At 61.3% G+C, this 24,596-nt stretch carries 24 protein-coding genes; 13 read left to right on the top strand and 11 right to left on the bottom strand.

Annotated elements, in window-relative coordinates; translation table 11 throughout:
- The 10 genes from nadD to lipB all read left to right on the top strand — a co-directional run bounded on the left by nadD (nt 1) and on the right by lipB (nt 8,928).
- The gene (gene nadD, locus Q8K09_RS01410; RefSeq protein WP_305253203.1) at nt 1-645 is read left to right on the top strand and encodes a nicotinate-nucleotide adenylyltransferase; all 645 of its coding nucleotides are present in this window, start codon (nt 1-3) and stop codon (nt 643-645) included.
- A 37-nt stretch (nt 646-682) separates the two neighbouring features.
- Entirely contained in the window at nt 683-1,048 is a 366-nt protein-coding gene (gene rsfS / locus Q8K09_RS01405; protein ID WP_305253405.1) for a ribosome silencing factor, read from the top strand.
- A 2-nt stretch (nt 1,049-1,050) separates the two neighbouring features.
- Nucleotides 1,051-1,518, top strand: coding sequence for a 23S rRNA (pseudouridine(1915)-N(3))-methyltransferase RlmH (rlmH, locus tag Q8K09_RS01400; RefSeq protein WP_271348977.1), 468 nt, complete (start codon nt 1,051-1,053; stop codon nt 1,516-1,518).
- A 39-nt stretch (nt 1,519-1,557) separates the two neighbouring features.
- The gene (gene mrdA / locus Q8K09_RS01395; protein ID WP_305253201.1) at nt 1,558-3,447 is read left to right on the top strand and encodes a penicillin-binding protein 2; all 1,890 of its coding nucleotides are present in this window, start codon (nt 1,558-1,560) and stop codon (nt 3,445-3,447) included.
- 38 nt (nt 3,448-3,485) lie between these two features.
- Nucleotides 3,486-4,589, top strand: a complete 1,104-nt coding sequence (rodA, locus tag Q8K09_RS01390; RefSeq protein WP_305253404.1) for a rod shape-determining protein RodA — start codon at nt 3,486-3,488, stop codon at nt 4,587-4,589.
- An 18-nt stretch (nt 4,590-4,607) separates the two neighbouring features.
- The gene (gene mltB / locus Q8K09_RS01385; RefSeq protein WP_305253200.1) at nt 4,608-5,618 is read left to right on the top strand and encodes a lytic murein transglycosylase B; all 1,011 of its coding nucleotides are present in this window, start codon (nt 4,608-4,610) and stop codon (nt 5,616-5,618) included.
- Entirely contained in the window at nt 5,618-6,628 is a 1,011-nt protein-coding gene (locus tag Q8K09_RS01380; RefSeq protein ID WP_305253198.1) for a septal ring lytic transglycosylase RlpA family protein, read from the top strand. Before mltB ends, Q8K09_RS01380 begins: the two co-directional genes overlap by 1 nt.
- A gap of 122 nt (nt 6,629-6,750) precedes the next feature.
- On the top strand, nt 6,751-7,926 hold the full coding sequence (locus Q8K09_RS01375) for a D-alanyl-D-alanine carboxypeptidase family protein (RefSeq protein ID WP_305253197.1): 1,176 nt from the start codon (nt 6,751-6,753) through the stop codon (nt 7,924-7,926).
- A gap of 73 nt (nt 7,927-7,999) precedes the next feature.
- On the top strand, nt 8,000-8,275 hold the full coding sequence (locus Q8K09_RS01370) for a DUF493 domain-containing protein (RefSeq protein ID WP_305253195.1): 276 nt from the start codon (nt 8,000-8,002) through the stop codon (nt 8,273-8,275).
- A complete protein-coding gene (gene lipB / locus Q8K09_RS01365) occupies nt 8,275-8,928 on the top strand; it encodes a lipoyl(octanoyl) transferase LipB (RefSeq protein ID WP_305253194.1) in 654 nt (217 codons plus the stop codon). The genes Q8K09_RS01370 and lipB overlap by 1 nt, the downstream gene beginning before the upstream one ends.
- A 136-nt stretch (nt 8,929-9,064) precedes the next feature.
- Here lipB and lipA read toward each other — a convergent pair whose 3' ends face one another.
- Complete coding sequence (lipA, locus tag Q8K09_RS01360) at nt 9,065-10,117, bottom strand: lipoyl synthase (RefSeq protein ID WP_305253192.1); 1,053 nt, start codon at nt 10,115-10,117, stop codon at nt 9,065-9,067.
- Nucleotides 10,118-10,356: 239 nt separating this feature from the next.
- Here lipA and Q8K09_RS01355 point away from each other — a divergent pair, with 239 nt between their 5' ends.
- Nucleotides 10,357-11,166, top strand: a complete 810-nt coding sequence (locus Q8K09_RS01355) for a formate/nitrite transporter family protein (RefSeq protein WP_305253190.1) — start codon at nt 10,357-10,359, stop codon at nt 11,164-11,166.
- A 229-nt stretch (nt 11,167-11,395) separates the two neighbouring features.
- On the opposite strand, the gene Q8K09_RS01350 is transcribed toward Q8K09_RS01355, so the two are convergent.
- The 5 genes from Q8K09_RS01350 to leuS form a co-directional block, all read right to left on the bottom strand.
- The gene (locus Q8K09_RS01350; RefSeq protein WP_305253189.1) at nt 11,396-12,688 is read right to left on the bottom strand and encodes a lytic murein transglycosylase; all 1,293 of its coding nucleotides are present in this window, start codon (nt 12,686-12,688) and stop codon (nt 11,396-11,398) included.
- Nucleotides 12,689-12,760: 72 nt separating this feature from the next.
- Entirely contained in the window at nt 12,761-12,919 is a 159-nt protein-coding gene (gene arfA, locus Q8K09_RS01345; protein WP_305253187.1) for an alternative ribosome rescue factor ArfA, read from the bottom strand.
- Nucleotides 12,920-13,074: 155 nt separating this feature from the next.
- Nucleotides 13,075-14,121 (bottom strand): DNA polymerase III subunit delta, encoded by a 1,047-nt coding sequence (gene holA, locus Q8K09_RS01340; RefSeq protein ID WP_305253186.1) that lies wholly within the window; start codon nt 14,119-14,121, stop codon nt 13,075-13,077.
- A 42-nt stretch (nt 14,122-14,163) separates the two neighbouring features.
- A complete protein-coding gene (gene lptE, locus Q8K09_RS01335) occupies nt 14,164-14,775 on the bottom strand; it encodes an LPS assembly lipoprotein LptE (RefSeq protein WP_305253185.1) in 612 nt (203 codons plus the stop codon).
- A 75-nt stretch (nt 14,776-14,850) separates the two neighbouring features.
- A complete protein-coding gene (leuS, locus tag Q8K09_RS01330; RefSeq protein ID WP_305253183.1) occupies nt 14,851-17,472 on the bottom strand; it encodes a leucine--tRNA ligase in 2,622 nt (873 codons plus the stop codon).
- A 201-nt stretch (nt 17,473-17,673) separates the two neighbouring features.
- On the opposite strand from leuS, the gene Q8K09_RS01325 reads away from it, so the two are divergent.
- A complete protein-coding gene (locus tag Q8K09_RS01325; protein WP_305253182.1) occupies nt 17,674-18,120 on the top strand; it encodes a hypothetical protein in 447 nt (148 codons plus the stop codon).
- A 26-nt stretch (nt 18,121-18,146) separates the two neighbouring features.
- Nucleotides 18,147-18,914, top strand: coding sequence for a YdcF family protein (locus Q8K09_RS01320; RefSeq protein WP_305253180.1), 768 nt, complete (start codon nt 18,147-18,149; stop codon nt 18,912-18,914).
- Between the two features lie 110 nt (nt 18,915-19,024).
- Here the strand turns inward: Q8K09_RS01320 and lnt are convergent, their stop codons facing one another.
- From lnt to miaB, 5 genes are all read right to left on the bottom strand, one after another.
- Complete coding sequence (gene lnt / locus Q8K09_RS01315) at nt 19,025-20,545, bottom strand: apolipoprotein N-acyltransferase (RefSeq protein WP_305253178.1); 1,521 nt, start codon at nt 20,543-20,545, stop codon at nt 19,025-19,027.
- Nucleotides 20,546-20,706: 161 nt separating this feature from the next.
- A complete protein-coding gene (locus Q8K09_RS01310; protein WP_305253176.1) occupies nt 20,707-21,546 on the bottom strand; it encodes an HlyC/CorC family transporter in 840 nt (279 codons plus the stop codon).
- A gap of 39 nt (nt 21,547-21,585) precedes the next feature.
- The gene (ybeY, locus tag Q8K09_RS01305; RefSeq protein WP_305253174.1) at nt 21,586-22,044 is read right to left on the bottom strand and encodes an rRNA maturation RNase YbeY; all 459 of its coding nucleotides are present in this window, start codon (nt 22,042-22,044) and stop codon (nt 21,586-21,588) included.
- Nucleotides 22,037-23,041, bottom strand: a complete 1,005-nt coding sequence (locus tag Q8K09_RS01300) for a PhoH family protein (RefSeq protein WP_305253172.1) — start codon at nt 23,039-23,041, stop codon at nt 22,037-22,039. Before Q8K09_RS01300 ends, ybeY begins: the two co-directional genes overlap by 8 nt.
- Before the next feature lie 165 nt (nt 23,042-23,206).
- Entirely contained in the window at nt 23,207-24,538 is a 1,332-nt protein-coding gene (gene miaB, locus Q8K09_RS01295) for a tRNA (N6-isopentenyl adenosine(37)-C2)-methylthiotransferase MiaB (protein WP_305253170.1), read from the bottom strand.
- Nucleotides 24,539-24,596 lie beyond the last annotated feature (58 nt).

Genomic DNA, 24,596 nt, shown 5'->3' with positions numbered 1-24,596 from the left:
ATGCCAAAACGCATCGGTATATTTGGCGGCACCTTTGATCCGGTGCATATCGGCCACCTGCGCAGTGCGCTGGAAGTGGCGGATATGATGGCTCTCGACGAGTTGCGCCTGATTCCCAGTGCACGGCCGCCGCACCGCGGGGCGCCGCAGGTTGCGGCGCCTGATCGGCTTACCATGGTCGCGCTGGCTGTAGCAGACTTGGCGCCGCTGTGTGTCGACGACCGCGAACTCAAACGCGACAAACCGTCCTACAGCATCGACACCCTGGAGTCGTTGCGTGCCGAGTTGGCGGGCGATGACCAGTTATTCCTGATTCTTGGCTGGGATGCCTTTTGCGGGCTACCCAGCTGGCATCGCTGGGACGAGTTGCTGCAGCACTGCCATATTCTGGTGCTGCAGCGCCCGGATGCGGACAGCGAGGCGCCAGAAACCTTGCGCAACCTGCTGGCAGCCCGCAGCATCAGCGACCCGTTGACCCTGGAGGGTCCCGGCGGGCAGATTTCCTTTATCTGGCAGACGCCCCTGGCGGTGTCTGCCACGCAAATCCGCACGCTGCTGGCGAGCGGTAAATCGGTGCGCTTTTTGGTGCCCGATGCGGTACTCACGTATATCCATGCGCACGGGCTTTACCGTGCGTCGAACTGAACACAAGGCAAATGAGTTACTTATGAAGAAGCAAAAAATGCTCAGCGAAGATCTGGTCAAACTGGCCATCGCTGCTCTGGAAGACATCAAGGCGCAAGACATCATCACCATTGATGTGCGCGACAAGACCAGCATCACCGACTTCATGGTGATTGCCAGCGGTACGTCCAGCCGTCACGTCAAGTCGTTGGTCGACAACGTGCTGGAGAAGGTCAAGGAAAAAGGCGTGCGCCCGCTCGGTAGCGAAGGCCTGGACTCTGGCGAATGGGCGTTGCTCGACCTGGGCGATATCGTCGTCCACGTGATGCTGCCAACCGCTCGTCAGTTCTACGACCTTGAGCGTCTCTGGCAGGGTGCCGAGCAGAGCCGTGCGCAGTTCAGTCCTGAGCCGGAACAAGAGTAAGAGTGCGGATTAAACTGATCGCTGTTGGTTCGCGCATGCCGCGCTGGGTGGAAGACGGCTGGCAGGAATACGCCAAGCGCATGCCGGCGGAACTTGCCTTGGAGCTGGTCGAGATTCCCCTGACCACCCGTGGCAAGAATGCCGATGTGGCGCGGATGATTCGCCAGGAAGGCGAGGCCATGCTGGCCAAAGTGCAACCGGGGGAACGCATCGTGACCCTGGAAGTCGAAGGACGGCCCTGGAGCACCGAGCAACTGGCCGTCGAGCTGGACAAGTGGCGTTTGGATGCGCGCACCGTCAACCTGATGGTGGGCGGCCCCGAAGGCTTGGCGCCGGAAGTGCAGGCGCGCAGTGAGCAGCGCTGGTCGCTGTCGCCGCTGACCCTGCCGCACCCGCTGGTGCGCATTGTTATCGGCGAGCAGATGTATCGGGCCTGGACGGTATTGTCCGGCCACCCGTACCACAAATGATTTGCCAGCAGATTTTCCACCCTTAATCAGCAGTCATCGATGCCGCAGCCGATTCGCCTCAAAGACCACGAAAAAGACGCGCGCCTGATCCGCAAGCGTGCGCTGGTCGGTGCTCTGGTGTTTCTGCTGCTGACCGCGGTTCTGGTCGCCCGCATGTATTACCTGCAGGTGGTGCAGTACGAATACCACTCGACCCTTTCGGAAAACAACCGGGTTCACGTGCAGCCGATTCCGCCGACGCGTGGCCTGATATTCGATCGCAACGGCGTAATAGTTGCCGACAATCGACCGAGCTTCAGCCTGACCCTGACCCGCGAGCGGGCGGGCGACTGGGCTCAGGTTCTGGATGTGATCGTCGATGTGCTGGGGTTGAGCGAGGACGAGCGGGAACTCTTCGAGAAGCGCGTGCGTCAGGGGCGCCGGCCGTTCGAGCCGGTGCCGGTGCTGTTCGAGTTGAGCGAAGAGCAGATTGCCGCGATCGCGGTCAATCAGTTCCGCCTGCCCGGGGTTGAGGTGGTGGCGCAACTGGTCCGTCATTATCCCCAGCGCGAACACTTTGCCCATTCGGTCGGCTACGTGGGGCGGATCAATGAGAAGGAGTTGAAAGGACTCGACTCGGTGGCGTACAGCGGCACCCACCATATCGGTAAAACCGGTGTCGAGCGTTTCTACGAAGAGCGTTTGCATGGCGAGGTCGGCTACGAAGAGGTCGAGACCAATGCCCGTGGCCGGGTGCTGCGGGTACTCAAGCGCATTGATCCGTTGCCGGGCCAAGACGTCATTCTGACCCTCGATGTGCGCCTGCAGGAAGCTGCAGAGGCGGCATTGGCCGGGCGTCGCGGCGCCATCGTGGCGCTCCAGCCAAGTACCGGCGAGGTGCTGGCGATGGTCAGTCAGCCGAGCTTCGACCCTAACCCATTCGTCACCGGTATTAGCTTCAAGGCCTATGCCGAGCTGCGTGACTCGATCGATCAGCCGCTGTTCAACCGCGTGTTGCGCGGTCTCTACCCGCCGGGCTCGACCATCAAGCCGATGATGGCCGTGGCAGCCCTGGACGCTGGCGTGATCACTAATACGTCGCGGGTATTCGATCCGGGTTTCTATCAACTGGCCAACCACAGCCACAAATACCGCAACTGGAATCGCAGTGGCGACGGCTGGGTGAGTCTGGAGCTGGCCATCTCGCGCTCCAATGACACCTATTTCTACGATTTGGCGCACAAGATGGGCATCGACCGCATGCACGACTACATGACCCGTTTCGGCCTGGGGCAGCGAGTGTCGTTGGATATGTTCGAGGAAACTGCCGGATTGATGCCGTCGCGTGAGTGGAAGCGGGCGCGCTACCGTCAGGCCTGGTATCCCGGCGAGACCCTGATTCTCGGCATTGGCCAGGGCTATATGCAAACCACGCCGCTGCAATTGGCCCAGGCCACTGCGCTGATGGCCACCCGCGGCAAGTGGATTCGTCCGCACCTGGCCAAGACGATCGAGGGTTTGCCGCCGGTCGATACCCAGCCGCTGGCGGATATCCAGTTACGTGACCCGAAAAGTTGGGATTTTGCTCGTTTCGGCATGGAACAGGTGATGCATGGCCCCCGCGGCACGGCGCGCAAGGTGGGTGACAGTTCGGCCTATCGAATTGCCGGCAAGAGCGGTACGGCGCAAGTGGTAGCGATCAGGCAGGGCGAGAAATATGACCGCAACAAGATCCAGGAACGCCATCGCGACCACGCCTTGTTCGTCGCTTACGCGCCGGCAGATAACCCGCAAATTGTCGTGGCGATAATGGTCGAGAACGGCGAGTCCGGCTCGGGCGTGGCCGCGCCAGTGGCCAAGCTGGTGATGGATGCCTGGTTGCTCGACGCCAACGGTCAGCTCAAGGCCGAATACGCTACACCCGTGAGCGCAGAGGTCGGTAAGCGATGAACAGTAATTTCGATCGGGTGCTGTCCAGCGAGGACGTGCTGCGCCGCCGTGCCAGCCTGCTGCAGCGCTTGCATATCGACGGCATTCTGCTGCTGCTGTTGATGATCCTGGCAGTCGGCAGTCTATTCATCCTGTATTCGGCCAGTGGCAAGAACGTCGACCTGTTGATCAAACAGGCCAGCTCCTTTGGCATCGGTCTGGTGGGCATGTTCATCATCGCCCAGTTTGAACCGCGCTTCATGGCGCGCTGGGTACCACTGGCTTATGTGGCGGGTGTCGGCCTGCTGGTGGTGGTGGACGTGATGGGGCATAACGCCATGGGCGCCACCCGCTGGATCAATATCCCCGGGGTGATTCGCTTTCAGCCTTCGGAGTTCATGAAGATCATCATGCCGGCGACCATCGCCTGGTACCTGGCCAAGCGCAGCCTGCCGCCGAACTTGAAGCACATCACCATCAGTCTGGGGTTGATTGTGTTGCCGTTCGTGCTGATTTTGCTGCAGCCAGATCTGGGTACCTCGCTGCTGGTGATTGTGTCAGGGGTGTTTGTGTTGTTCATCGCCGGCTTGCAGTGGCGCTGGATAATCGGTGCAGCGGCGGCGCTGGTACCGATCGCCGTGGCTATGTGGTTGTTCGTGCTGCGTGAGTACCAGAAGCAGCGGGTACTGACCTTTCTCAACCCGGAGAGCGATCCGTTGGGCAGCGGCTGGAATATCATTCAGTCGAAGGCCGCAATCGGCTCGGGCGGAGTGCTCGGCAAGGGCTGGCTGCTCGGCACTCAGTCGCACCTGGACTTTCTTCCGGAAAGCCACACCGACTTCATTATCGCGGTACTTGCCGAAGAATTTGGCTTGGTAGGCGTTTGTTTGTTACTGCTGGTTTACCTGCTGTTGATCGCTCGAGGATTGGTGATTACCGTGCAAGCGCAGACGCTGTTCGGTAAGCTTCTGGCCGGCGCGCTGACCATGACGTTCTTCGTCTACGTGTTCGTCAATATCGGTATGGTCAGCGGCTTGTTGCCGGTGGTGGGGGTGCCGTTGCCCTTCATCAGCTATGGCGGTACGTCGCTGATTACCCTGCTGGCAGGGTTTGGCATTTTGATGTCGATTCACACACACCGTAAGTGGATTGCACAGGCTTAAATTGGGGTTATGAATTCAATGCACATATTGCGTGGCTGGGCTGCACGGCACACACATTGGCTCGGTTTGGCCGCTGCTTGCGCTATGGTTCAGCCGGCGTTCGCTGCTGATTACAATGATTCGCCGCTGGTCAGCGAGTTCATCGTCGAGATGAACCGCGATTATGGCTTTGCCTCTGAGCAACTGGGGCGCCTGTTCGCCGAAGTGCAGCGTAAGCAGGCGATTCTCGACGCCATCTCGCGTCCGGCGGAGAAGGTCAAGCCCTGGAAGGAATACCGGCCGATTTTTATCACCGACTCGCGCATCGCCCGCGGTGTGGATTTCTGGCGTCAGCATGAGGCGACCCTGGCGCGCGCCGAGGCCGAATACGGCGTGCCGGCGCAAATGATTGTGGCCATCATCGGTGTTGAAACCTTTTATGGCGGCAACACCGGCAACTACCGGGTGATGGATGCGCTGTCGACCCTGGCCTTCGATTATCCGCCGCGCGCGCCGTTCTTCCGCAAGGAGCTGCGCGAGTTCCTGATGCTCTCGCGCGAGGAGCAGGTCGACCCGCTGACTCTCAAGGGTTCCTATGCTGGGGCCATGGGCCTGCCGCAGTTTATGCCGAGCAGCTTTCGCGCCTATGCGGTGGATTTTGACGGCGACGGCCGTATCAATATCTGGACCAATCCAGTGGATGCCATTGGCAGCGTGGCCAGCTATTTCAAACGCCACGGCTGGTTGCCGGGCGAGCCGGTGGTCAGCGCCGCTACGGTGGCGGGTGAGCAAGTTGAGCAGGGCCTGAGCGCCGGCCTTGACCCGCAGCTGAACGTCGACCAGTTGCGTGGCCTCGGCTGGACCAGCAGCGATAAGCTGGACGGCGAAATGCCGGTCACCGCCTTCCGCCTTGACGGTGCTCAAGGTGACGAGTATTGGTTGGGGCTGCCGAACTTCTTCGTCATCACCCGCTATAACCGCAGCGTGATGTACGCCATGGCGGTCAATCAGTTGGCCGAGTTGCTGGTAGACGCACGAGGGGCCAACTAATGCCGGTTTTGCCGTTCAAGTTTGTTGCCTGTTCTGCGCTCGCCCTATTGCTGGCCAGCTGTACGTCCACACGTGCACCGCAGCAAGTAGGGGTAGCGCCAGCCAAGCCGGGCGCAACTATTAGCGGCCCTAGTGACTTCAGTCGTCCGCACAAGGACGGGGCGCCGTGGTGGGATGTCGATGTCTCGCTGATCCAGGATGCCGTGCCGATGCCGCATTATGGTCGGGTCAAGGCCAGCCCCTATGTGGTGTTTGGTAAGCAGTACTACCCAATCCCCGATGCGCGTCGCTACCAGGCGATAGGCCCGGCGTCCTGGTATGGCACCAAGTTTCACGGTCAGGCCACCGCCAACGGCGAAACCTACGACCTGTATGGTATGACCGCCGCGCACAAGACGTTGCCGCTGCCCAGCTATGTACGGGTGACCAACCTGGAAAACGGCAAGAGCGCGATTCTGCGGGTCAACGACCGCGGGCCGTTCTATTCGGACCGGATTATCGACCTGTCCTTTGCCGCGGCGAAGAAACTTGGCTATGCCGAGAGCGGTACGGCGCGGGTCAAGGTCGAGGGTATCGACCCCCATGAGTGGTGGGCTCAGCAGGGCCAGCCGGTGCCCATGGTCCTGGCGCAGCCGCAGCAGGTCTCGCAGGTCAAGACGGTGGCCCAGCCGATTGCGCAACCCCTTGAGCAGTACACGCCGCCTGCCCAGCAGCATGCTGCGGCCGTACTGCCGGTACAGATTGACGCAAAAAAAAACGATTCAGGCGTAGCCTCTGGCCTGTATCTCCAGGTGGGAGCCTTCGCCAATCCGGACGCTGCGGAGTTGCTCAAGGCCAAATTGAGCGATACGGTGGCTGCGCCGGTGTTCATCAGCTCAGTGGTGCGCAATCAGCAGATTCTCCACCGGGTGCGTCTGGGGCCGTTGAGCAGCCAGGGCGAGGCTGAACAACTGCAACAGAGTGTGCGCCTGGCCAATCTCGGCCAGCCCACGCTGGTCAAGGCGGATTGAGCGCACTTTTGCGCAGTTTTGCGTACTAACGATGCGATGTAAGTCGCGGCATGCTGCGGCTTGCAGTACTACCTGATGTGTCTTTTGGGGCATGTTCGATCATTAGCAACTTAGAGAGACGGATGAATATCACCTGCTTTGCGCAACGCGTTTTCTTGTCACTTCTTCTGCTTGGTGCACCTGCGGCCTGGGCCAACCAGCAGGCGATTCCTGCTCCGCCACAACTGGCGGCTAAATCTTATGTGCTGCTCGATGCCGCCAGTGGCCAGGTGCTGGTAGAAAACAATGGTGACCAGCGCCTGCCGCCAGCCAGCTTGACCAAGCTGATGACCGCCTACATCGCTACCCTGGAAATCCGCAAAGGCAAGATCGGCGAGCAGGACATGGTGCCGATCAGCGAGCACGCCTGGCGTACCGGCGGCGCAGCCTCCGGCGGCTCCACGATGTTTCTACCGGTGAACAGTCAGGCCAGCGTCGACGACCTGCTGCATGGCGTGATCATCCAGTCGGGTAACGACGCCAGCATTGCTCTGGCCGAGTATATTGCCGGTAGCGAAGATGCCTTCGCCGACATGATGAATGAAGCCGCTTTGCGACTGGGCATGAGCAACAGCCACTTCATGAACTCCACGGGTCTGCCGCATCCCGAGCATTACTCCAGTGCTCACGACATGGCCATCCTGGCCCGCGCCATCATCAACGAAGACCAGGAACACTACGCCATTTACGCGCAGAAGGAGTTCCTCTGGAACAACATCAAGCAGGGCAACCGCAACCTGCTGCTGTGGCGCGACAAGACTGTCGACGGGCTTAAAACCGGCCATACCGAGGAAGCAGGTTATTGCCTGGTAGCTTCTGCCGTACGCGACGGTGCGCGGATGATTACCTCGGTGTTCGGCACTGATAGCGAATCAGCTCGCGCCGCAGAAACCCAGAAGCTGTTGACCTATGGCTTTCGCTTCTTCGAGACTCGCACCTTTTATCAGAAAGGTGTCGAGTTGACGCAGGCCCAAGTCTGGAAGGGTGTCACCCGTCAGCTCAAGGCGGGTCTTGCCAGTGACTTGACCATGACCATGGCTAAAGGTCAGCTGGACAAGTTACAGGCTGGCATGACCCTCTACCCGCAACTGGTCGCACCCATCCAGCAGGGTGATGTGATCGGCAAGGTCGACGTCAAGCTGGGCGATGAAATCGTACACAGCGCCGATCTGGTGGCCCTGGAGGCTGTCGAGGAAGGTGGCTTGTTCCGTCGTTTGTGGGATAGCATCCGGCTGTTCTTCTTCGGCTTATTCAACTGATATCGCGACCTGCACGCTCCTGCCGACCCGCAGGGGCGTTGCTGTTGCCACGGCTTACGAGGCCGTTACTGCCATGAATCAACCTGACGTCAAATCGCACAAAATCGAATTCCCCTGCGCCGATTACCCGATCAAAGTGGTTGGCGACACTGGAGCCGCTTACAAGGATATGGTGATCGAAATCCTCAGCAAGCATGCCAAGGTCGATCTCAGTACCCTGGCCGAGCGCCAGAGTCGTAACGGCAAGTACACCACTGTGCAGCTGCACATCGAGGCAACCGGTGAAGACCAGTTGCGCGATATCAACAGCGCCCTGCGCGCGACCGGTATCGTCCATATGGTGCTCTGATGAGTTTGCCGCTCGGCTTTCGCGAGCTTGGCTTGGTCGACTATGAGCCGACCTGGCATGCGATGCAGCGCTTTACCGATACCCGCGGTGCGGATACGCCTGACGAAATCTGGCTGCTTGAGCACGCGCCTGTATTTACCCAGGGCCAGGCAGGCAAGGCCGAGCATGTGCTGTTCCCGGGCGATATTCCGGTGGTGCAGGTGGATCGCGGTGGTCAGGTGACCTATCACGGCCCTGGCCAGTTGGTGGCTTACCTGCTGCTGGATGTGCGCCGTAGTGGCATTGGCGTGCGTGAGCTGGTCAGCCGGATCGAGCGTAGCCTGATTGACTTGCTGGCCAGCTATGGCGTGATTGCCACGGCCAAACCAGATGCGCCAGGGGTCTATGTGGATGGGGCGAAAATCGCCTCGCTCGGCCTGCGCATCCGTAAAGGCCGATCCTTTCATGGCTTGGCATTGAATGTGGGTATGGATCTGCAGCCGTTCCAGCGTATCAATCCCTGCGGCTATGTCGGCATGGCCATTACCCAGCTGGCCGATCAGGTGGCTGAACCGTTGGATATGGCGCAGGTCAGTGCGCGGTTGCGCGAGCAGCTGGTCAAACACCTCGACTATCCAGAGCAGCAGACCCTGGCGGGTGCAATAGACGGCTAAGCCTTACGCAGGCACTGCTGCTGTGGCAGCGCCGATGTTGGTGCGCACGGCGCACCCTACGAATCCAGGTACGGGAGCATAAAAAAACGCCCGGCCCCAGGCAAAACCCGAGGCCAGGCGTTGTGCTGCAGCCCGATCAGTTCAGATTGAGCGTCGGGATCAGGCTACTGTTGAGCTGCTGGCCTGGCACCGGCACTGGCGCGGCCAAGCCCAGGTTGTTCTTCTCGAACACCTTGTCGGCGCGGTAGCTGGAACGAACCAGTGGGCCGGCGGCCACTTCCATAAAACCCTTCTCCAGGCCCAGCTCTCGGAAGCGATTGAACTCTTCCGGGCTGACCCAGCGCTTGACCGTGAGGTGATTGCGGGTGGGCTGCAGGTACTGGCCGAGAGTGAGGATGTCCACGCCTATGGCGCGCAGGTCATCCATGGTTTCCAGGATCTCTGCGTCGGTCTCGCCCAGGCCCAGCATCAGGCTGGTTTTGGTCAGCATCTGTGGGCGATGGCGCTTGGCGTGTTCCAGGACGCGCAGGGTTTTCTCGTAGCCGGCGCGTGGGTCGCGTACTTCATGGGTCAGGCGCTTGACGGTCTCGACGTTCTGCGCGAAGACCTCAAGACCCGAGTCCACTACGCGTTCGATGGCTTGCAGGTCACCGTCGAAGTCCGGGGTCAGGGCCTCCACAACCACCTGTGGGGTACGCTCCTTGATCGCTCGCACGCAGGCGGCGTAGTGGCTTGCGCCGCCGTCATCCAGGTCGTCGCGATCCACCGAGGTCAGCACGATATAGCGCAGCGCCATCAGCTCAACCGACTTGGCGGTGTTCTGCGGTTCTTCCAGGTCTAGCCAGCCGTTGGGATTTCCGGTATCCACCGCGCAGAAGCGACAAGCGCGCGTGCATACCGAACCCATCAGCATGATGGTCGCCGTGCCATTGGACCAACATTCACCCATGTTCGGGCAATGCGATTCCTGGCACACGGTGCTTAACCGGTGTTCGCTGACATTGCGCTTGACCGCTTCAAAGCGACTGCCGCCAGGGGCCTTGACCCGCAGCCACTTGGGCTTGGGTTCAAACACTTGGGGTTCGCTCGAGGCGCGGTGCTTTTGCCCGTCCTTGATCGCGGTGATGCCCTGAGTGGTGCGGAATTTTTCTCCGCTGGCAACGGTTTTGGGCTGGGAGATATCGGACATCGGCAATCTGGGCTCCGCTAGAGGCTCCGTGGACGAGACGGTTTTTAACCGTCGCCGAGTTTATCACAGAGCTGACTGTGCAGTCCGTCGGGCGCCGTGCGGTCCGGGCTGGTGGCAGGGGTGTATAAGGCGCTTCGGACTTACGCTCCAACCCGGCGTCGAGTGACTAGACTGATGGCGGGCGGGTTCAGGTGGATGGACTCGAATATCTTGTCGATCGCGGGGAGGGTAGAACGCTCATGGCGGAAGAACATCTGTTTGCCGATGCCTATCAGCCGCGGCAAATCGCGCGTCGGGTTGAGGAAATGGGCGTTGCCAAGGCGCATGCGGATAGCTTGAGCGTGTTTGTGCTGGCGTTGCTGGCCGGTGCGTTCATCTCGTTTGGCGCTTTGTTTTTCACTGTGGTCGTTAGCGACAGTAATCTCGGTTTTGGCGTGACCCGTTTGCTGGGTGGACTGAGTTTCAGTCTGGGCCTGGTATTGGTGGTAGTCGGCGGTGCCGAGCTGTTCACCGGTAACAACCTCTTGGCGATGGCCTGGGCGAGCAAGCTGATCAGCGCCGGCGCGGTGCTGCGCAACTGGTGGCTGGTCTATCTTGGTAATGTTCTGGGTTGCCTGGGCACGGTGCTGCTGGTGGTCTGGGCCGATATTGCCAGCATGGGCAGCGGTGTTGTCGGTGAAATGGCGGTGCAAATTGCGCGAAGCAAGGCCGAGCTGTCGCTGCTCGAGGCTTTTGCCCGCGGTATCCTCAGCAACGTCCTGGTGTGTCTGGCAGTGTGGCTGGCCATGGGTGGGCGCAGTGTCTGCGACAAGATTGTGGCCATCCTGTTACCGATCAGTGCCTTCGTTACCATCGGCTTCGAGCACTCGATTGCCAACTGGTTTTTCCTGCCCTATGGGCTGGTTCTTGACGGTCAGGGGGTGGTGGCGCTTGGCGGGGTTGGACGCAACCTAGTGGCGGTAACCCTGGGTAATATCGTTGGCGGCACGCTGCTGGTCGCAGGCGTCTACTGGCTGGCCTACCTGCGTAACGAGCCGCATGCCCGCTGAGTCAATGCGATGCTGGCGCCTGGCGTTATCTGGCTATTTGGCCGCTGAAGTGAGGTTGGTGTGCGGGGCTTACGCTGTTATCAACAGCGTGGTGCGCGATTGATCCTCAAGCCTCTCCAGCTACGCAAAGACGGCGGGGTGCCTTACTGGCTTTGTCGCGTTGCTCACTCGGCAGCGCGACCTCGGCCTATTTGCATACGCCCAAACAAGGTGGCTCGGTCATCCGCTCTCAGAGTGGCGTGCGCAGACGTACCAGCAAGTCTTGGGTTGGGTAACCGTCGGCTGGCCAGCCCTGCTGCAGCTGGAAGGCGCGCACGGCCTTGCGTGTGTTAGCACCGATGATGCCGTCGGCCGGTCCTGGCTCCAGGCCATTCTTGGCGAGCAACTCCTGCAGTTCGATGCGCTCGCTGCGACCCAGTTGGCGCTCCTCGCGGGGCCAGGCAGCGCGTACGCCATCACTACCGCGCAGGCTATCAGCCAGCAGGCCAATAGCCAGGGCGTAGGAGGTCGAATTGTTGTATTTGAGAATGCTGCGGAAATTGCTCAGCAGCAGGAAGGCTGGACCGCGGTGGCCGGCCGGCAGCATCAGGGTAGCCTTGGTTTCGCTTGTCACATGCTGCGCTGGCGGCGTAAGCGCTTCGACACCGAGAGCTGTCCATTCGGCAAGGCTGCGGCGAACCTCCGGGTCGGCCATGCTGTAGTCGAAGGCTGTTGGCAGGCGCACCTCATAGCCCCAGGGCTGGCCTTGCTGCCAGCCCGAGGCCTGCAGGTAATGAGCAGCCGAGGCGAGGGCGTCAGCCGAGGAGCTCCACAAGTCGCGGCGACCATCGCCGTCGAAATCCACGGCATGTTCGTTGTAGGTGGTGGGCATGAACTGGGTCTGGCCCATGGCGCCGGCCCAGGAGCCGACCAGGCGTTCCGGGCTGATGTCGCCATGCTGGAGGATCTGCAGCACCGCAAGCAGCTGGCTGCGCCAGAACACCTGGCGGCGGCCTTCATAAGCCAGGGTGGCGAGCGAGCGGATCACGTTGTGATTGCCGATGTTGCTGCCGAAGTTACTCTCCAGACCCCAGATCGCGACCAGCGTTTGCCGGTCTACGCCGTAGCGTGTTTCGATGCGCGAGAGGGTATTGCCGTGCTGCAACATCAGGCTGCGGCCGCGTGCGATGCGCTGTGAAGATACTGCGCCATCCAGATATTCCCATACCGGACGGGTGAATTCCGGCTGGCTGCTGTCAGCGACCAGGACGTCGGGGTTAGGGCTGATACCGGCGAAGGCGCGATCAAACAGTTTGGGATCGATGCCTGCGGCAATCGCATCACTGCGTAGCAGGGCGCGCCAGTCGGCGAAACTGAGTTTTGCCACAGCGACTAGCGGCTCAGGCTGTTTGAGCGAGGCGCTGATCGGGCTGTCGGCTGCAGTGGCCAGCGACTGTGCGGGCGCTTCGGCGCAAGCTGTCAGGAGTAACAGGAGGCAGGCCGAGGTGATGTGGCTCAGGCTGCGAAGTAGCAGGTTGGGCATGATGGTCTCAAGGCATTTTTGCAGGCCGTTACCTTAGCACGAATGAGCTTGTAGGCGTGCCACAGCGGGGTTTCAGGCTGCCCGAAGGACTGAAGCCTCCCAGTTTTGCTGGGAGGCTTCGCGGCGATAACTGCCTTTGCCTTTGCCGGGTTTTTCCTGGCGGCAGCGGAACAGTGGCTGAGCAATCATGGATTTAGCTTTGTTCGGGTGTTGTTGGCGATTTTTGGCCATGCTGGATCCTCATAAACAGCCCGCGAGGTGCGGGTAAGCAAATGATGATTCGCTGGTTAAAAAATGTCCAGACGACAGTTTGGCTGTGAGAAAGTTGCGCCAGCGTTTGCCGGATCAGGCGTGCGCTTGGCTGATCTTGACCGGTGGGCGCAATTTTAGAGGTCGGCGTCGCCGGGCAGCCTCAAGCGTTGCCCACACAGGCTCAGCGTCAGCATGCGCAAGCCGCTCCAGGGGTCTCCCGCCGCCTGACCCTTGATCTGCGCGTCGATGCGCTGAGCGTCTTGCAGAAGTGCGGCCCAGCGTGCGGCAGAAAGACGTTGCAGTGCTTTGCTGACCAGCGGTCGGCGTTTGTCCCAGACGGGTGGACGTGCCGAGCTGAAGGCCTTGTCCAGCGGCATGCCTTGGCCGAATTGCTGGGCGATGGTGGCGAGCAGGCGGATTTCGCGGGCCAAGGCCCAGAGGATTACTGGCGGCTCGATCCCTTCGCCGCGCAACCCGTCGAGCATGCGCAGGGCGTGGGCGGCTTCGCCGTTGAGTGCCGCGTCGATCAGGCCAAACACGTCGAAGCGGGCGCTATCGGCCACTGCGGCGTGCACGGTACTGACTTCGATCTGTTTGCCGTCGGCGAGTAGCTTGAGTTTTTCGATTTCCTGAGCGGCGGCTAGCAGGTTGCCTTCCACTCGCACCGCGATCATCTCGACCGCTTCCTGGCTAGCGCTCAATCCGGCCTGGGCCAGGCGTTGGCGAATCCATTGCGGCAACTGGTGAGCATCGATCGGCCAGATCTGCACGAACTGACACTGCGGGCCATCGATCAGGGCCTTGGCCCACTTGGTTTTCTGTGCGCTGCCATCGAGTTTTGGCAGGCTGATCAGCAGCACGGTGTCTTCCGGCGGGCGGCCCAGGTATTCGAGCAGGGCGGCCGCGCCCTTGTCGCCGGGCTTGCCGGAGGGCAAGCGCAGCTCCAGCAGGCGCTTATCGGCGAACAGCGACATGCTGGCGCCCGCCTGGAGCAGGTTGCCCCAGTCGAAGCTGGCGTCGGCGTTGAATACCTGGCGTTCGCTGAATGCCTGCTCGCGGGTGGCGGCACGAATCGCGTCGCACGCTTCCTGGCACAGCAGGGGTTCGTCGCCACTTACCACATACACCGCAGCCAGGTTGCCCTGGAGGTGTTTGCCAAGTTGCGCGGGGGTGAGTTTCATCAGGTGTTAACCGGCAGGGCCGCAGCGGCGGCCCTGGCAGGCTTACTGGCCGGGTGTCAGCAGTTGCACGGGCGACTGCTGCGGTTGTGCGGCTTCACGCTGACGTGCAGCTTCCAGGGCGTCTGCTTCGGCCTTGGCCCTGGCTTCGGCGGTCTGTTGCAGCTGGTCGAGCTGGGCCGGGGTGACCTGTTGCAGGCGCTGAACCAGCTGTTGAACCAGCTCACGGCGCATTTCGCTGCGCAGTTGGGCGCCTTCCTGATCGGAGCCGGTCAGGTTGTTGCCATCCTGAGCGTAGAAGTTCTGCACTTCCAGCTGGTTGCTGCTCAGTAGCAGGTTCTGGGCGCCACGAATCTCGTAATCGAGGGTCATGGTCAATTCGTATTCAGCTGTACGTGCGGAGCTGGTGTAGCTGGCGGCGCGCTGGTTTTCCTGCTCGTTGCTCAGGACCAGGCGATAGGCGGCGCCGGGGTGAACGCGCACGCCATTGTTCTGCAGTACCTCGCTTACCAACTTGACTGTATCGCCATAGGCGTTGCGCGCGCTGACGTCGAGTTCCTTGAGGGCAAACTCGACGTCGCCGGTGCCGCGCAGCTGGAAGCCGCAGGCGCCGAGCAGCGCAGCGAGACCGATTACCAACAGATTCCGTTTCATCATCTTTGCTCTCCCCTTGGCGAGCCTCTCGACGCACCGCCCTGCGGAGGCGTCGAGTTTTGTCGGTTGGCGACTATTTTAGTTGGCGACTATGTTGACCAGCTTGCCCGGCACCACAATCACTTTGCGAATGCTCAAGCCTTCGGTGAAGCGCACTACGTTTTCGTTGGCCCGCGCTGCCGCTTCGACTTCTTCTCGGGTGGCCGAAGCAGGCATGTCGATATGTCCGCGCAGCTTGCCGTTTACCTGGATCACCAGCTGCAGACTGTCCTGCACCAGCGCAGACTCATCCACCAGCGGCCACTGGGCGTCGATGATCGCGCCATCGTGGCCCAGTTCCTGCCACAGTTGATGGCTGATATGCGGGGTGATTGGGGCCAGCAGCAAGGCCACTGCTTCCAGGCCTTCCTGGAGCAGGGCGCGATTCTGAGTGGTGGTTTGCGCGGCTTTTTCCAGCACGTTCATCAGCGTCATGATGTGGGCGATGGCGGTGTTGAATTTGTGGTGTTGGCCAATATCGAAACTGGACTGCTTGATGGCCAGATGAATAGCGCGACGCACGGCCTTCTGCTCGTCATCAAGGCTTGCAAGGTCGAGTGCGCCTGCGGTGCCCTGGTTGACGTGATTCTGCGCCAGGCGCCAGACGCGGCGCAGGAAGCGATTGGCGCCTTCAACGCCAGCGTCGGACCATTCGCAGCTCATGTCCGGCGGTGAAGCGAACATCATGAACAGGCGGCAGGTGTCGGCGCCGAACTGATCGATCATCGCCTGTGGGTCGACGCCGTTGTTTTTCGACTTGGACATCTTCTCGGTGCCGCCGATTTCCACCGGCAGACCGTCGCTTTTCAGTTTGGCACTGATGACCTTGGCTTTTGCATCACGCTCCAGCTCGACATCGGCCGGGTTGAACCAGTCTTTGCCGCCGTTATCCAGGGTGCGGTAGTAGGTATCGGCGACCACCATCCCCTGAGTCAGTAGGTTCTTGAACGGCTCATCGGAGTCGAGCAGGCCTTCGTCACGCATCAGCTTGTGGAAGAAGCGCGCATAAAGCAGGTGCAAAATGGCGTGCTCGATACCGCCGATGTATTGATCTACCGGTAGCCAGTGGTTGGCAGCAGCCGGGTCGACCATGCCTTTGCTGTACTGCGGGGAGGTGTAGCGGGCAAAGTACCAGGACGACTCGACGAAGGTGTCCATGGTGTCGGTTTCACGCTTGGCCGGCGCACCGCATTTCGGACAGCTGCATTCGTAGAAATCGGGCATGCGCGCCAATGGCGAACCAGCACCGTCCGGCACCACGTCTTCGGGCAGTACCACTGGCAACTGGTCTTCCGGTACCGGCACGTCGCCGCAGGTATCGCAATGAATGATCGGGATTGGGCAGCCCCAGTAGCGCTGACGGCTGATGCCCCAGTCGCGCAGGCGGAACTGGGTGCGCGATTGACCGAGGCTCTTCTTCTGCAGTGCGACTTCGATGGCATCGAAAGCGCCCGGGAAGTCCAGCTCGTTGAAGTCGCCGGAATTGATCAGCTGGCCATGTTCACCGTAAGCGTCCTGCCAGGGTGCGGGCGTTTCGTCGCCAGCGCTGGTGCGGATCACCGGCTTGATTGGCAGGTCATATTTATGGGCGAATTCGAAATCGCGCTCGTCGTGGGCCGGTACGGCCATGACCGCACCATCGCCGTAATGGATCAGCACATAATTGGCGACCCAGACCGGCAGCTTTTCGCCGGTTAGCGGATGTTCAACGAACAGGCCGGTGGGCAGGCCTTTCTTTTCCTGGGTGGCAACGTCGGCTTCGGCGACGCTGCCGCTTTTGCATTCGTGAATAAACGCGCGCAGCTCGGCAGCCTTGTCGGCAGCCAGGTTGTCGAGGGCAATGGCGGCCAGCGCATGCTCGGCGGCCACCGCGACATAGGTCGCGCCCATCAGGGTGTCGGGCCGAGTGGTGAAGACTTTCAGGGCACCGGCCTGGCCGATGCTGGCGACGTCATAGGGGAAGCTGACTTCCATGCCGCGCGACTTGCCGATCCAGTTGCGCTGCATGGTCTTGACCTGTTCTGGCCAGCCATCCAGGTCGTCCAGACTGCTCAAGAGTTCTTCCGCGTAGGCGGTGATCTTGAAGTAGTACATGGGGATTTCGCGTTTTTCGATCACTGCGCCGGAGCGCCAGCCGCGGCCATCGATGACCTGCTCGTTGGCCAGCACGGTTTGGTCCACCGGGTCCCAGTTGACCGTGCCGTTCTTGCGGTAGATCACGCCTTTCTCGAACAGGCGGGTGAACAACCACTGCTCCCAGCGGTAGTAGTCCGGCTTGCAGGTAGCCACTTCGCGCGACCAGTCTACCGCCAGGCCCAGGCTTTTCAGCTGGGTCTTCATGTACTCGATGTTTTCGTAGGTCCACTTGGCGGGTGCGACCTTGTTCTTCATCGCGGCGTTTTCTGCCGGCATGCCAAAAGCGTCCCAGCCCATCGGCTGCAGCACGTTCTTGCCCAGCATGCGCTGGTAGCGGGCAATCACATCACCAATGGTGTAGTTGCGCACATGACCCATGTGCAACTTGCCGCTGGGGTAGGGGAACATCGACAGGCAATAGAATGTTTCCTTGCCGGGCTGTTCGCTCACTACAAAGGATTTTTGCGAGTCCCAATGGGATTGCGCGGCGGCTTCGATTTCGCGTGGCTGATACTGTTCGTGCATGGCTACTGGCGCTAAGGAAAGGGACTTTCGGGAAACGCCGTAGCATACATGACCCCCCGCAACTGAGGGAAACCTTGATTGCACTGCAAGGCAGGCGCCAGGCCTGCGCATCGCCGTCTGTCGCGGCGGCGGGCTGGTTCAAAGGCTGCCGCTAAGCTTGATGTATGAGTTGGGCGATGGCGCCCGGCATGAGGTGACTGGATGGGTGAATTGCGACGTGCAGAGGCGTCGGGTGGTTTGTACGAGCGGTTGTTGCAGCGCCTGTCAGTGGCGCTGGATGAGGCCGACAGTATGGCCCGCCTGTCTGCCAAGGTGCCGGATGAACTGGAGTTGCGCGATCTGACTGGGGCTGAGCTGGAACTGATTCATGCCTATATGGATCACGATCTGAATTGGCTGCGTGGTTGGCATGCTGCGGCTGAGGAGTTGGCGGTGATTGAGCGTTGGCCCGCACGCGCAGCCAAAGTCAGTCGCGCCACAGCAAGAGCGCCGGCTAGGCCGCCAGGCAAGCTCAAGCCGCTGGTCAAACGCCGGGTTCAGTTGTGTTGCGCGCTTTGTGGTGCGGTTGCCGATTGGAAGCCGGGGCAGGGTGTTAAGGCGTGCACTTCATGCGGCTCGCAGTTGTTCCGGGCGAGCGATCCCCGTTAGGCTGCTGGGCACCTCAGAGGTGTCCGATGCCGATTCGTTATCTATTCAAGCAGTTGTTGCTGCCGCCGGGCGTGTTATTGCTCGTGTTGCTTGTTGCGTGGTGGTTGCGCAAGCGGTTTCCGCGAGTGGCCGCTGCCTGTTTCGGTCTGGCGATTGGCGGATTGTGGCTGATGAGTCTGCCGGTTGTGGTGGAGTGGTCGGCGCGACTGTTGGAACGTGAACCCGCGCTGGTCGAGGCCCGCTGGGCCGATCTGGCGCAGCAGGTGGATGTGATTGTCGTACTCGGCGGCGGACGCGAGCAGGGTGATCCGGCCTGGGGCGATGACCAGCCCAGTTCGATGGCGCTGGAGCGCCTGCGCTATGCCGCTCGCCTGGCCAAGGCTTCGGGATTGCCGCTGGCGATCAGTGGTGGTCTGCATTATGGCCAGCCGCCCAGCGAGGCCGCCCTGATGGCTCAAGTTCTGCTGCGCGACTACGGCATGCCGGTGCAGTGGCAGGAAGAGGCGAGCCGCACGACTTGGGAGAATGCGACCCGCAGCGCTGAATTGCTGCACAAGGACGGGATCAAGCGTGTAGTGCTAGTCACTCAGGCGTGGCATATGCCCAGGGCGCGCTGGTGTTTCGAACAGGCCGGTTTTCAGGTGTTGAGCGCACCGGTTGGGTTTCTCGGCGTGGCCAACGGGCGCCCTGCTGGTGGCTGGCTGCCGGAAAGCAAGGCGTTGTGGCAGAGTAGCCTGCTGCTCAATGAGGCGCTGGGCTTGTTGATCTATCCGGTGGTCTACGGCCGGCCGTAAGTTGCAGTACGTAGCCCGGATGAGGCCGGGGAGAGGCTCTGTCCGCGAACTTCCCGGATTGCATCCGGGCTACGAAAGCAGGCTGCCGGATCCGCAAGCCTGCCTGTGCTCTACAGCGTTCTGGCCATGCGTGCGGCCAACAGCGCCCAGGCGAGGAGCAGACTGCAGAGAATCAGCAACGGCCAGCCGCGCCAGTACAAGTAAGGCGTTAGTTGTTGCATGGGCACCACTTCGCCATATAGCACGCCTTGTTCGAACTGTGGCAGTTGCTCGGTGATTCGGCCGAAGGGGTCGATCAGCACAGTCATGCCATTGTTCGTCGCACGGATCATCCAGCGTCCGGCTTCAAGGGCGCGCATCTGTGCCATCTGCAGGTGCTGCAGGGGGCCGATCGAGCGACCGAACCAGGCGTCATTACTCACGGTCAGCAGCAGTTCGCTGTGCGCGGAGAGCCCGGCAGCGAACTCCGGGTAGACCACTTCGTAGCAGATGAACGTGGCAATCCTGTACCCCTTGGCCTGCAGCAGCGGCTGCTCGGCCGAGCCGCGGGCGAAGTCCGACATCGGCAGGTTGAAGAAGGCGATCAGCCCGCGCAGCACTTCCTGCAGGGGCACGTATTCACCGAAGGGCACCAGTTTCTGCTTGAGGTAGTCGCCGTCGCCCTGGCCAAACACGCTCACCGCATTGTAGTAGCGCTGCTCGCCCCGTTCGTTGGCCTGGCGGATGGGTACGCCGGTGATCAGTGCGGCCTGGCGCTCATTGGCGAAGCGCTGCATGACCTCGAGGTAGCCGGCAGCCTGCTCCTTGAGTATCGGCACCGCAGTCTCCGGCCAGATGATCAGGTCAGTCGGTTCGGCGCCAAAGCTCAGGTCGCGGTACAGCGCGAGCTGGGCGTTGAGCTGGGCCGGATCCCATTTCAGGTTCTGCTCGATATTGCCCTGCATGGCCGCGACCCTGAGTGGCTCGCCGGCCGGCTTAGTCCAGGCGTGGCCTTTGAGTGCGAGGCCTGCGAGCCAGGGGGCCGCCAGCAGCAGGATAGCGGTCGCGAGCATGGCTTTTTGCTTACGCAGCTGCGCCAGGTTGACCAGTAGAGCGGCGCTCAAGGCCAAGACGAAGGACAGCAGCCAGACACCGCCGAGGGGTGCGAGTCCAGCCAGCGGGCCGTCGAGCTGGCTGTAGCCGGCGTAGAGCCAGGGAAAGCCGGTGAGGAACCAGCTGCGGAAGGCTTCCTGGGCCAGCCACAGCGCGGCGAAGGCCAGTGCGTCGGCCAGCGGCGCTTCACTGCGGCGTAGCCAGCGCGCCCACAGCCAGGCAGTCAGGGCCAGCAGCAGGCCCAGGCCGGCGACAAAACCGAGGGTCAGAAAGGCGGCCAGGGCCGGCGAGGCCGCGCCGTAGTCGTGGATGCTGACATAGACCCAGCTGGTGCCGGCGGCGAACAGGCCGAATCCGTAGTACCAGCCGCGCCACGCCGCCTGGCGTGGCTGCAGGTCGCGCAGGCCGAGATAAAACAGGGCAATCGAGAGCAGGGCCAGCGGCCACAGGTCGAACGGCGCCAGCGCCAGTGTAGTGATGGCGCCAGCAGTCAGTGCGATCAGGTTGCCCGGCCAGCCGGAGCGAGTTATCCAGTGCATTGCATGCAGATCCTTGGATTGGGAGTGGCGCAAGGGGAAAGCGGAATACGCAGGCCTGGGTAGGAGCCAGGGGCGCGCCTGGTGCTTGCGGGCGATCATCTCGCACGGATCGTCAGCACGGACTAGGCATCCCCCTGGCTCCTACAGCGGCGGGCAGGGCTTCAGCGGACCAGCGGCGTCAGGCGCAGCAGGTGGATGCGGCGGCTGTCGGCATTGAGTACGCGAAAGCGAAACTCGCCGATCTCGGTCACTTCGTTACGCTTGGGCAGGTGGCCGAATGCGCTCATCACCAGGCCGCCGACAGTGTCGTATTCGTCGTCGGAGAATGTGGTGTCGAAGGATTCGTTGAAGCTGTCGATCGGGGTCAGCGCCTTGACCAGGAAGTCACCGCTGGGCAGCGGTTTGACGTAGCTGTCTTCCTCGACATCGTGCTCGTCCTCGATGTCGCCAACGATCTGCTCGAGTACGTCTTCGATGGTCACCAGGCCGGCCACGCCACCATATTCATCGATGACCACGGCCATGTGGTTGTGGTTGGCGCGGAATTCGCGCAGCAGCACGTTGAGGCGCTTGGACTCGGGGACGAAGGTCGCTGGGCGCAGCACGTCCTTGATGTTGAAGTTCGGCTGCTCGCTCAGCAGTACCAGCGGCAACAGATCCTTGGCGAGCAGAATACCGATTACGTCATCCAGGCTTTCGCCTACCACCGGGTAACGCGAGTGAGCCGCCTCGATGATCGAGGGCAGGAACTCCTTGGGCGTCTGATTGGCTTTGATGCTGATCATCTGCGAACGTGGAACCATAATGTCGCGAACTTGCAAGTCTGCAACCTGAATGGCGCCTTCGACAATGGCCAGTGCTTCGCTGTCAAGCAGCTTGTTCTGGTGCGCTTCGCGCAGGACTTCCAGCAATTCTTGGCGGTTTTTCGGCTCATGAGCAAAAGCCTGGGTCAATTTATTCAACCAGGACTTTGGCTCGTTGCTCGATCGGTCTTCGCTCATGGCGGTTACTCGGGATCCTTGCTGATGGGCAATTGGTGGTTATTTGTCGTCGGCATACGGGTCGGGATGACCCAGCTCAGCGAGCAGTGTGCGTTCTAGCGCTTCCATTTCTTCGGCTTCGTCATCGTCGATGTGGTCGTAGCCGAGCAGGTGCAAGCAGCCGTGGATCACCAGGTGCGCCCAGTGCGCCTCTGGGGTTTTCTCTTGTTCTAGCGCCTCGCGCTCGACCACTGGCACGCAGATCACCAGGTCGCCGAGCAGGGGGATATCCAATAATCCATCGGGTACATCGGCGGGGAACGACAGCACATTGGTGGCGTAGTCGCGTTGACGGTAGGTGTGATTGAGCTCGAGGCCTTCGGCCTCATCGACCAGGCGAATGGTCAGCTCGGAGTCGGCCGCGCGCTGGCGTAGGGCGATTTCACACCAGGCGCGAAACTGCGCCTCGCTCGGTAAGTCGGCGGCCTGGGTCGCGACTTGCAGGTCCAGCTCAAGCATTGCCGTTGTCCTTTCCGTCTGGCGACTTGCCGTGAACCCGATCTTCGTAGCGTTCGTAGGCCTCGACGATGCGCTGAACCAGGGGGTGGCGCACCACGTCTTTAGGCTTGAAGTGGGTGAAGCTGATGCCCGGCACGTCTTGCAGCACGTCGATGACGTGGGTCAGGCCGCTCTTGGTGCCGCGCGGCAGGTCGACCTGGGTGATGTCGCCGGTGATCACCGCGGTGGAGCCAAAGCCGATGCGGGTGAGGAACATCTTCATCTGTTCCAGGGTGGTGTTCTGGGCTTCGTCGAGGATGATGAAGCTGTTGTTCAGGGTGCGGCCGCGCATATAGGCCAGCGGTGCGACCTCGATCACTTGCTTCTCGATCAGCTTGGCCACCTGCTCGAAGCCGAGCATCTCGTACAGCGCGTCATACAGTGGGCGCAGGTAGGGGTCGATCTTCTGCGACAGGTCACCGGGCAGGAAGCCGAGCTTCTCGCCCGCTTCTACTGCGGGGCGTACCAGCAGGATGCGACGAATCTGTTCGCGTTCCAGGGCGTCCACGGCGCAGGCCACTGCCAGGTAAGTCTTGCCGGTACCGGCCGGGCCGACGCCGAAGTTGATGTCGTGCTCGAGGATGGCTTTGACGTAGCGCTGCTGGTTTAACCCGCGTGGGCGAATCATGCCCTTGCGGGTGCGCAGGGCGATGCCGGGCTCGGTCACGGGGTTGGCCAGCTCTTCTATGCCAGATTCCTGCAAGAACAGGTGCACCATGCCCGGTGACAGTTCCGTGCTTTTGGCCTCGCGGTAGAGGCGGCGCAGCAATTGTTCGGCGGAGTTGGTCTGCTCCGGTGCGCCGATCAGCTCGAACTGGTTGCCACGATTACGGATTTCGATGGCCATGCGCGCCTCGATCAGACGCAGATGCTCATCGAATTGCCCGCAAAGGCTGGCAAAACGGCGAGCCTCAAAGGGCTCGAGGATAAAGCGATGTGGTTCTATGGGTGCGTTCAAGGTCGTTTAATGGCCGCCAGTCGGCTGGTTGATGATACGAAGAATAACGCCAGGCGTGCGCGTGGGAAAGCCCGGGCTGTTGCGACTTTAGCATCGCCTGCGGATAGCCTGGGCAGGGCGCGCGCGGCGCACCCTGCTGGGCCATGGAGTTGCGTCAGCGCCCGGTCACTCGCCAAGCAGGCTGCCACGCAGCGAATTGGGTTGGGCGTCGTCGATATGCACGTCGACGAATTGGCCGATCAGGCGCGGGTTGTCGGTGCGGAAGTTGACCACCCGGTTGCTCTCGGTACGGCCCTGGAGCATGCCCGGGTCCTTCTTCGAGTAGTCGCTGACCAGAATGCGCTGCACGGTACCGACCATGCGCCGGCTGTTTTCGGCGCCTTGCTGGCTGATGCGCTGCTGCAGGATCGCCAGGCGCTGCTTTTTAAGCTCTTCCGGGGTGTCATCGCTCAGCTCTGCCGCCGGGGTGCCGGGGCGCGCGCTGTAAATGAATGAATAACCGAAGTCGAAGCCGACGTCCTCGACCAGTTTCATGGTCTGCTCGAAGTCTTTCTCGGTTTCGCCGGGGAAGCCGATGATGAAGTCCGTGCTGATCAGGATGTCCGGCACCGCGGCGCGCAGCTTGCGGATGCGGGACTTGTATTCGAGTGCCGTGTGGCCCCGTTTCATGCCGGCGAGAATGCGGTCGGAGCCAGACTGCACAGGTAAATGCAGGTATTTCACCAGCTTGGGGATCTCGGCATGGGCCTGAATCAGCGCATCGGAGAACTCCAGCGGGTGGCTGGTGGTGTAGCGAATGCGGTCGACGCCGTCGATGGTGGCCACGGCGTAGAGCAGTTCGGCGAAATCGGCGAGTTGGCCTTCCGGAGTGGCGCCGCGGTAGCCGTTGACGTTCTGGCCAAGCAGGGTCACTTCGCGCACGCCATTTTCGGCCAGGTGCAGCACTTCGGCCAGCACATCGGCCAGTGGGCGGCTGACCTCTTCGCCGCGGGTGTAGGGCACCACGCAGAAAGTGCAGTACTTGCTGCAACCTTCCATGACCGAAACGTAGGCGCTTGGGCCGTCGACCCGCGGTTCAGGCAGGCGGTCGAATTTTTCGATCTCGGGGAAGGAAATGTCCACTTGCGGCAACTTGGTGCTGCGCACAGCGGCGATCATTTCCGGCAGGCGATGCAGGGTCTGCGGGCCGAAGACTACGTCGACATAGGGCGCGCGGTCGCGGATCGCCGCGCCTTCCTGGCTGGCTACGCAACCGCCGACGCCGATTATCAGGTTGGGATTGGCCAGTTTCAGCTCGCGCCAACGACCAAGCTGGGAGAACACCTTGTCCTGCGCTCTTTCGCGAATGGAGCAGGTGTTGAGCAGGATCACGTCAGCATCTTCAGCGCGTGCGGTGACTTCCAGGGCTTGATGTTCGCCCAGCAAATCGACCATGCGCGAGCTGTCGTACTCGTTCATCTGGCAGCCGTGGGTTTCGATATAAAGCTTCTTGGTCATGCTCACTCAAGGGGTTATTCGAATAACCACGCATTATAGTGGCCGAACGGCTGGGTTC

Source organism: Pseudomonas sp., from assembly GCF_030683065.1.
Taxonomy (GTDB): domain Bacteria; phylum Pseudomonadota; class Gammaproteobacteria; order Pseudomonadales; family Pseudomonadaceae; genus Aquipseudomonas.
The sequence above is the reverse complement of the archived record's forward strand: the minus strand, read 5'-3'. Positions and strand labels throughout refer to the sequence as shown.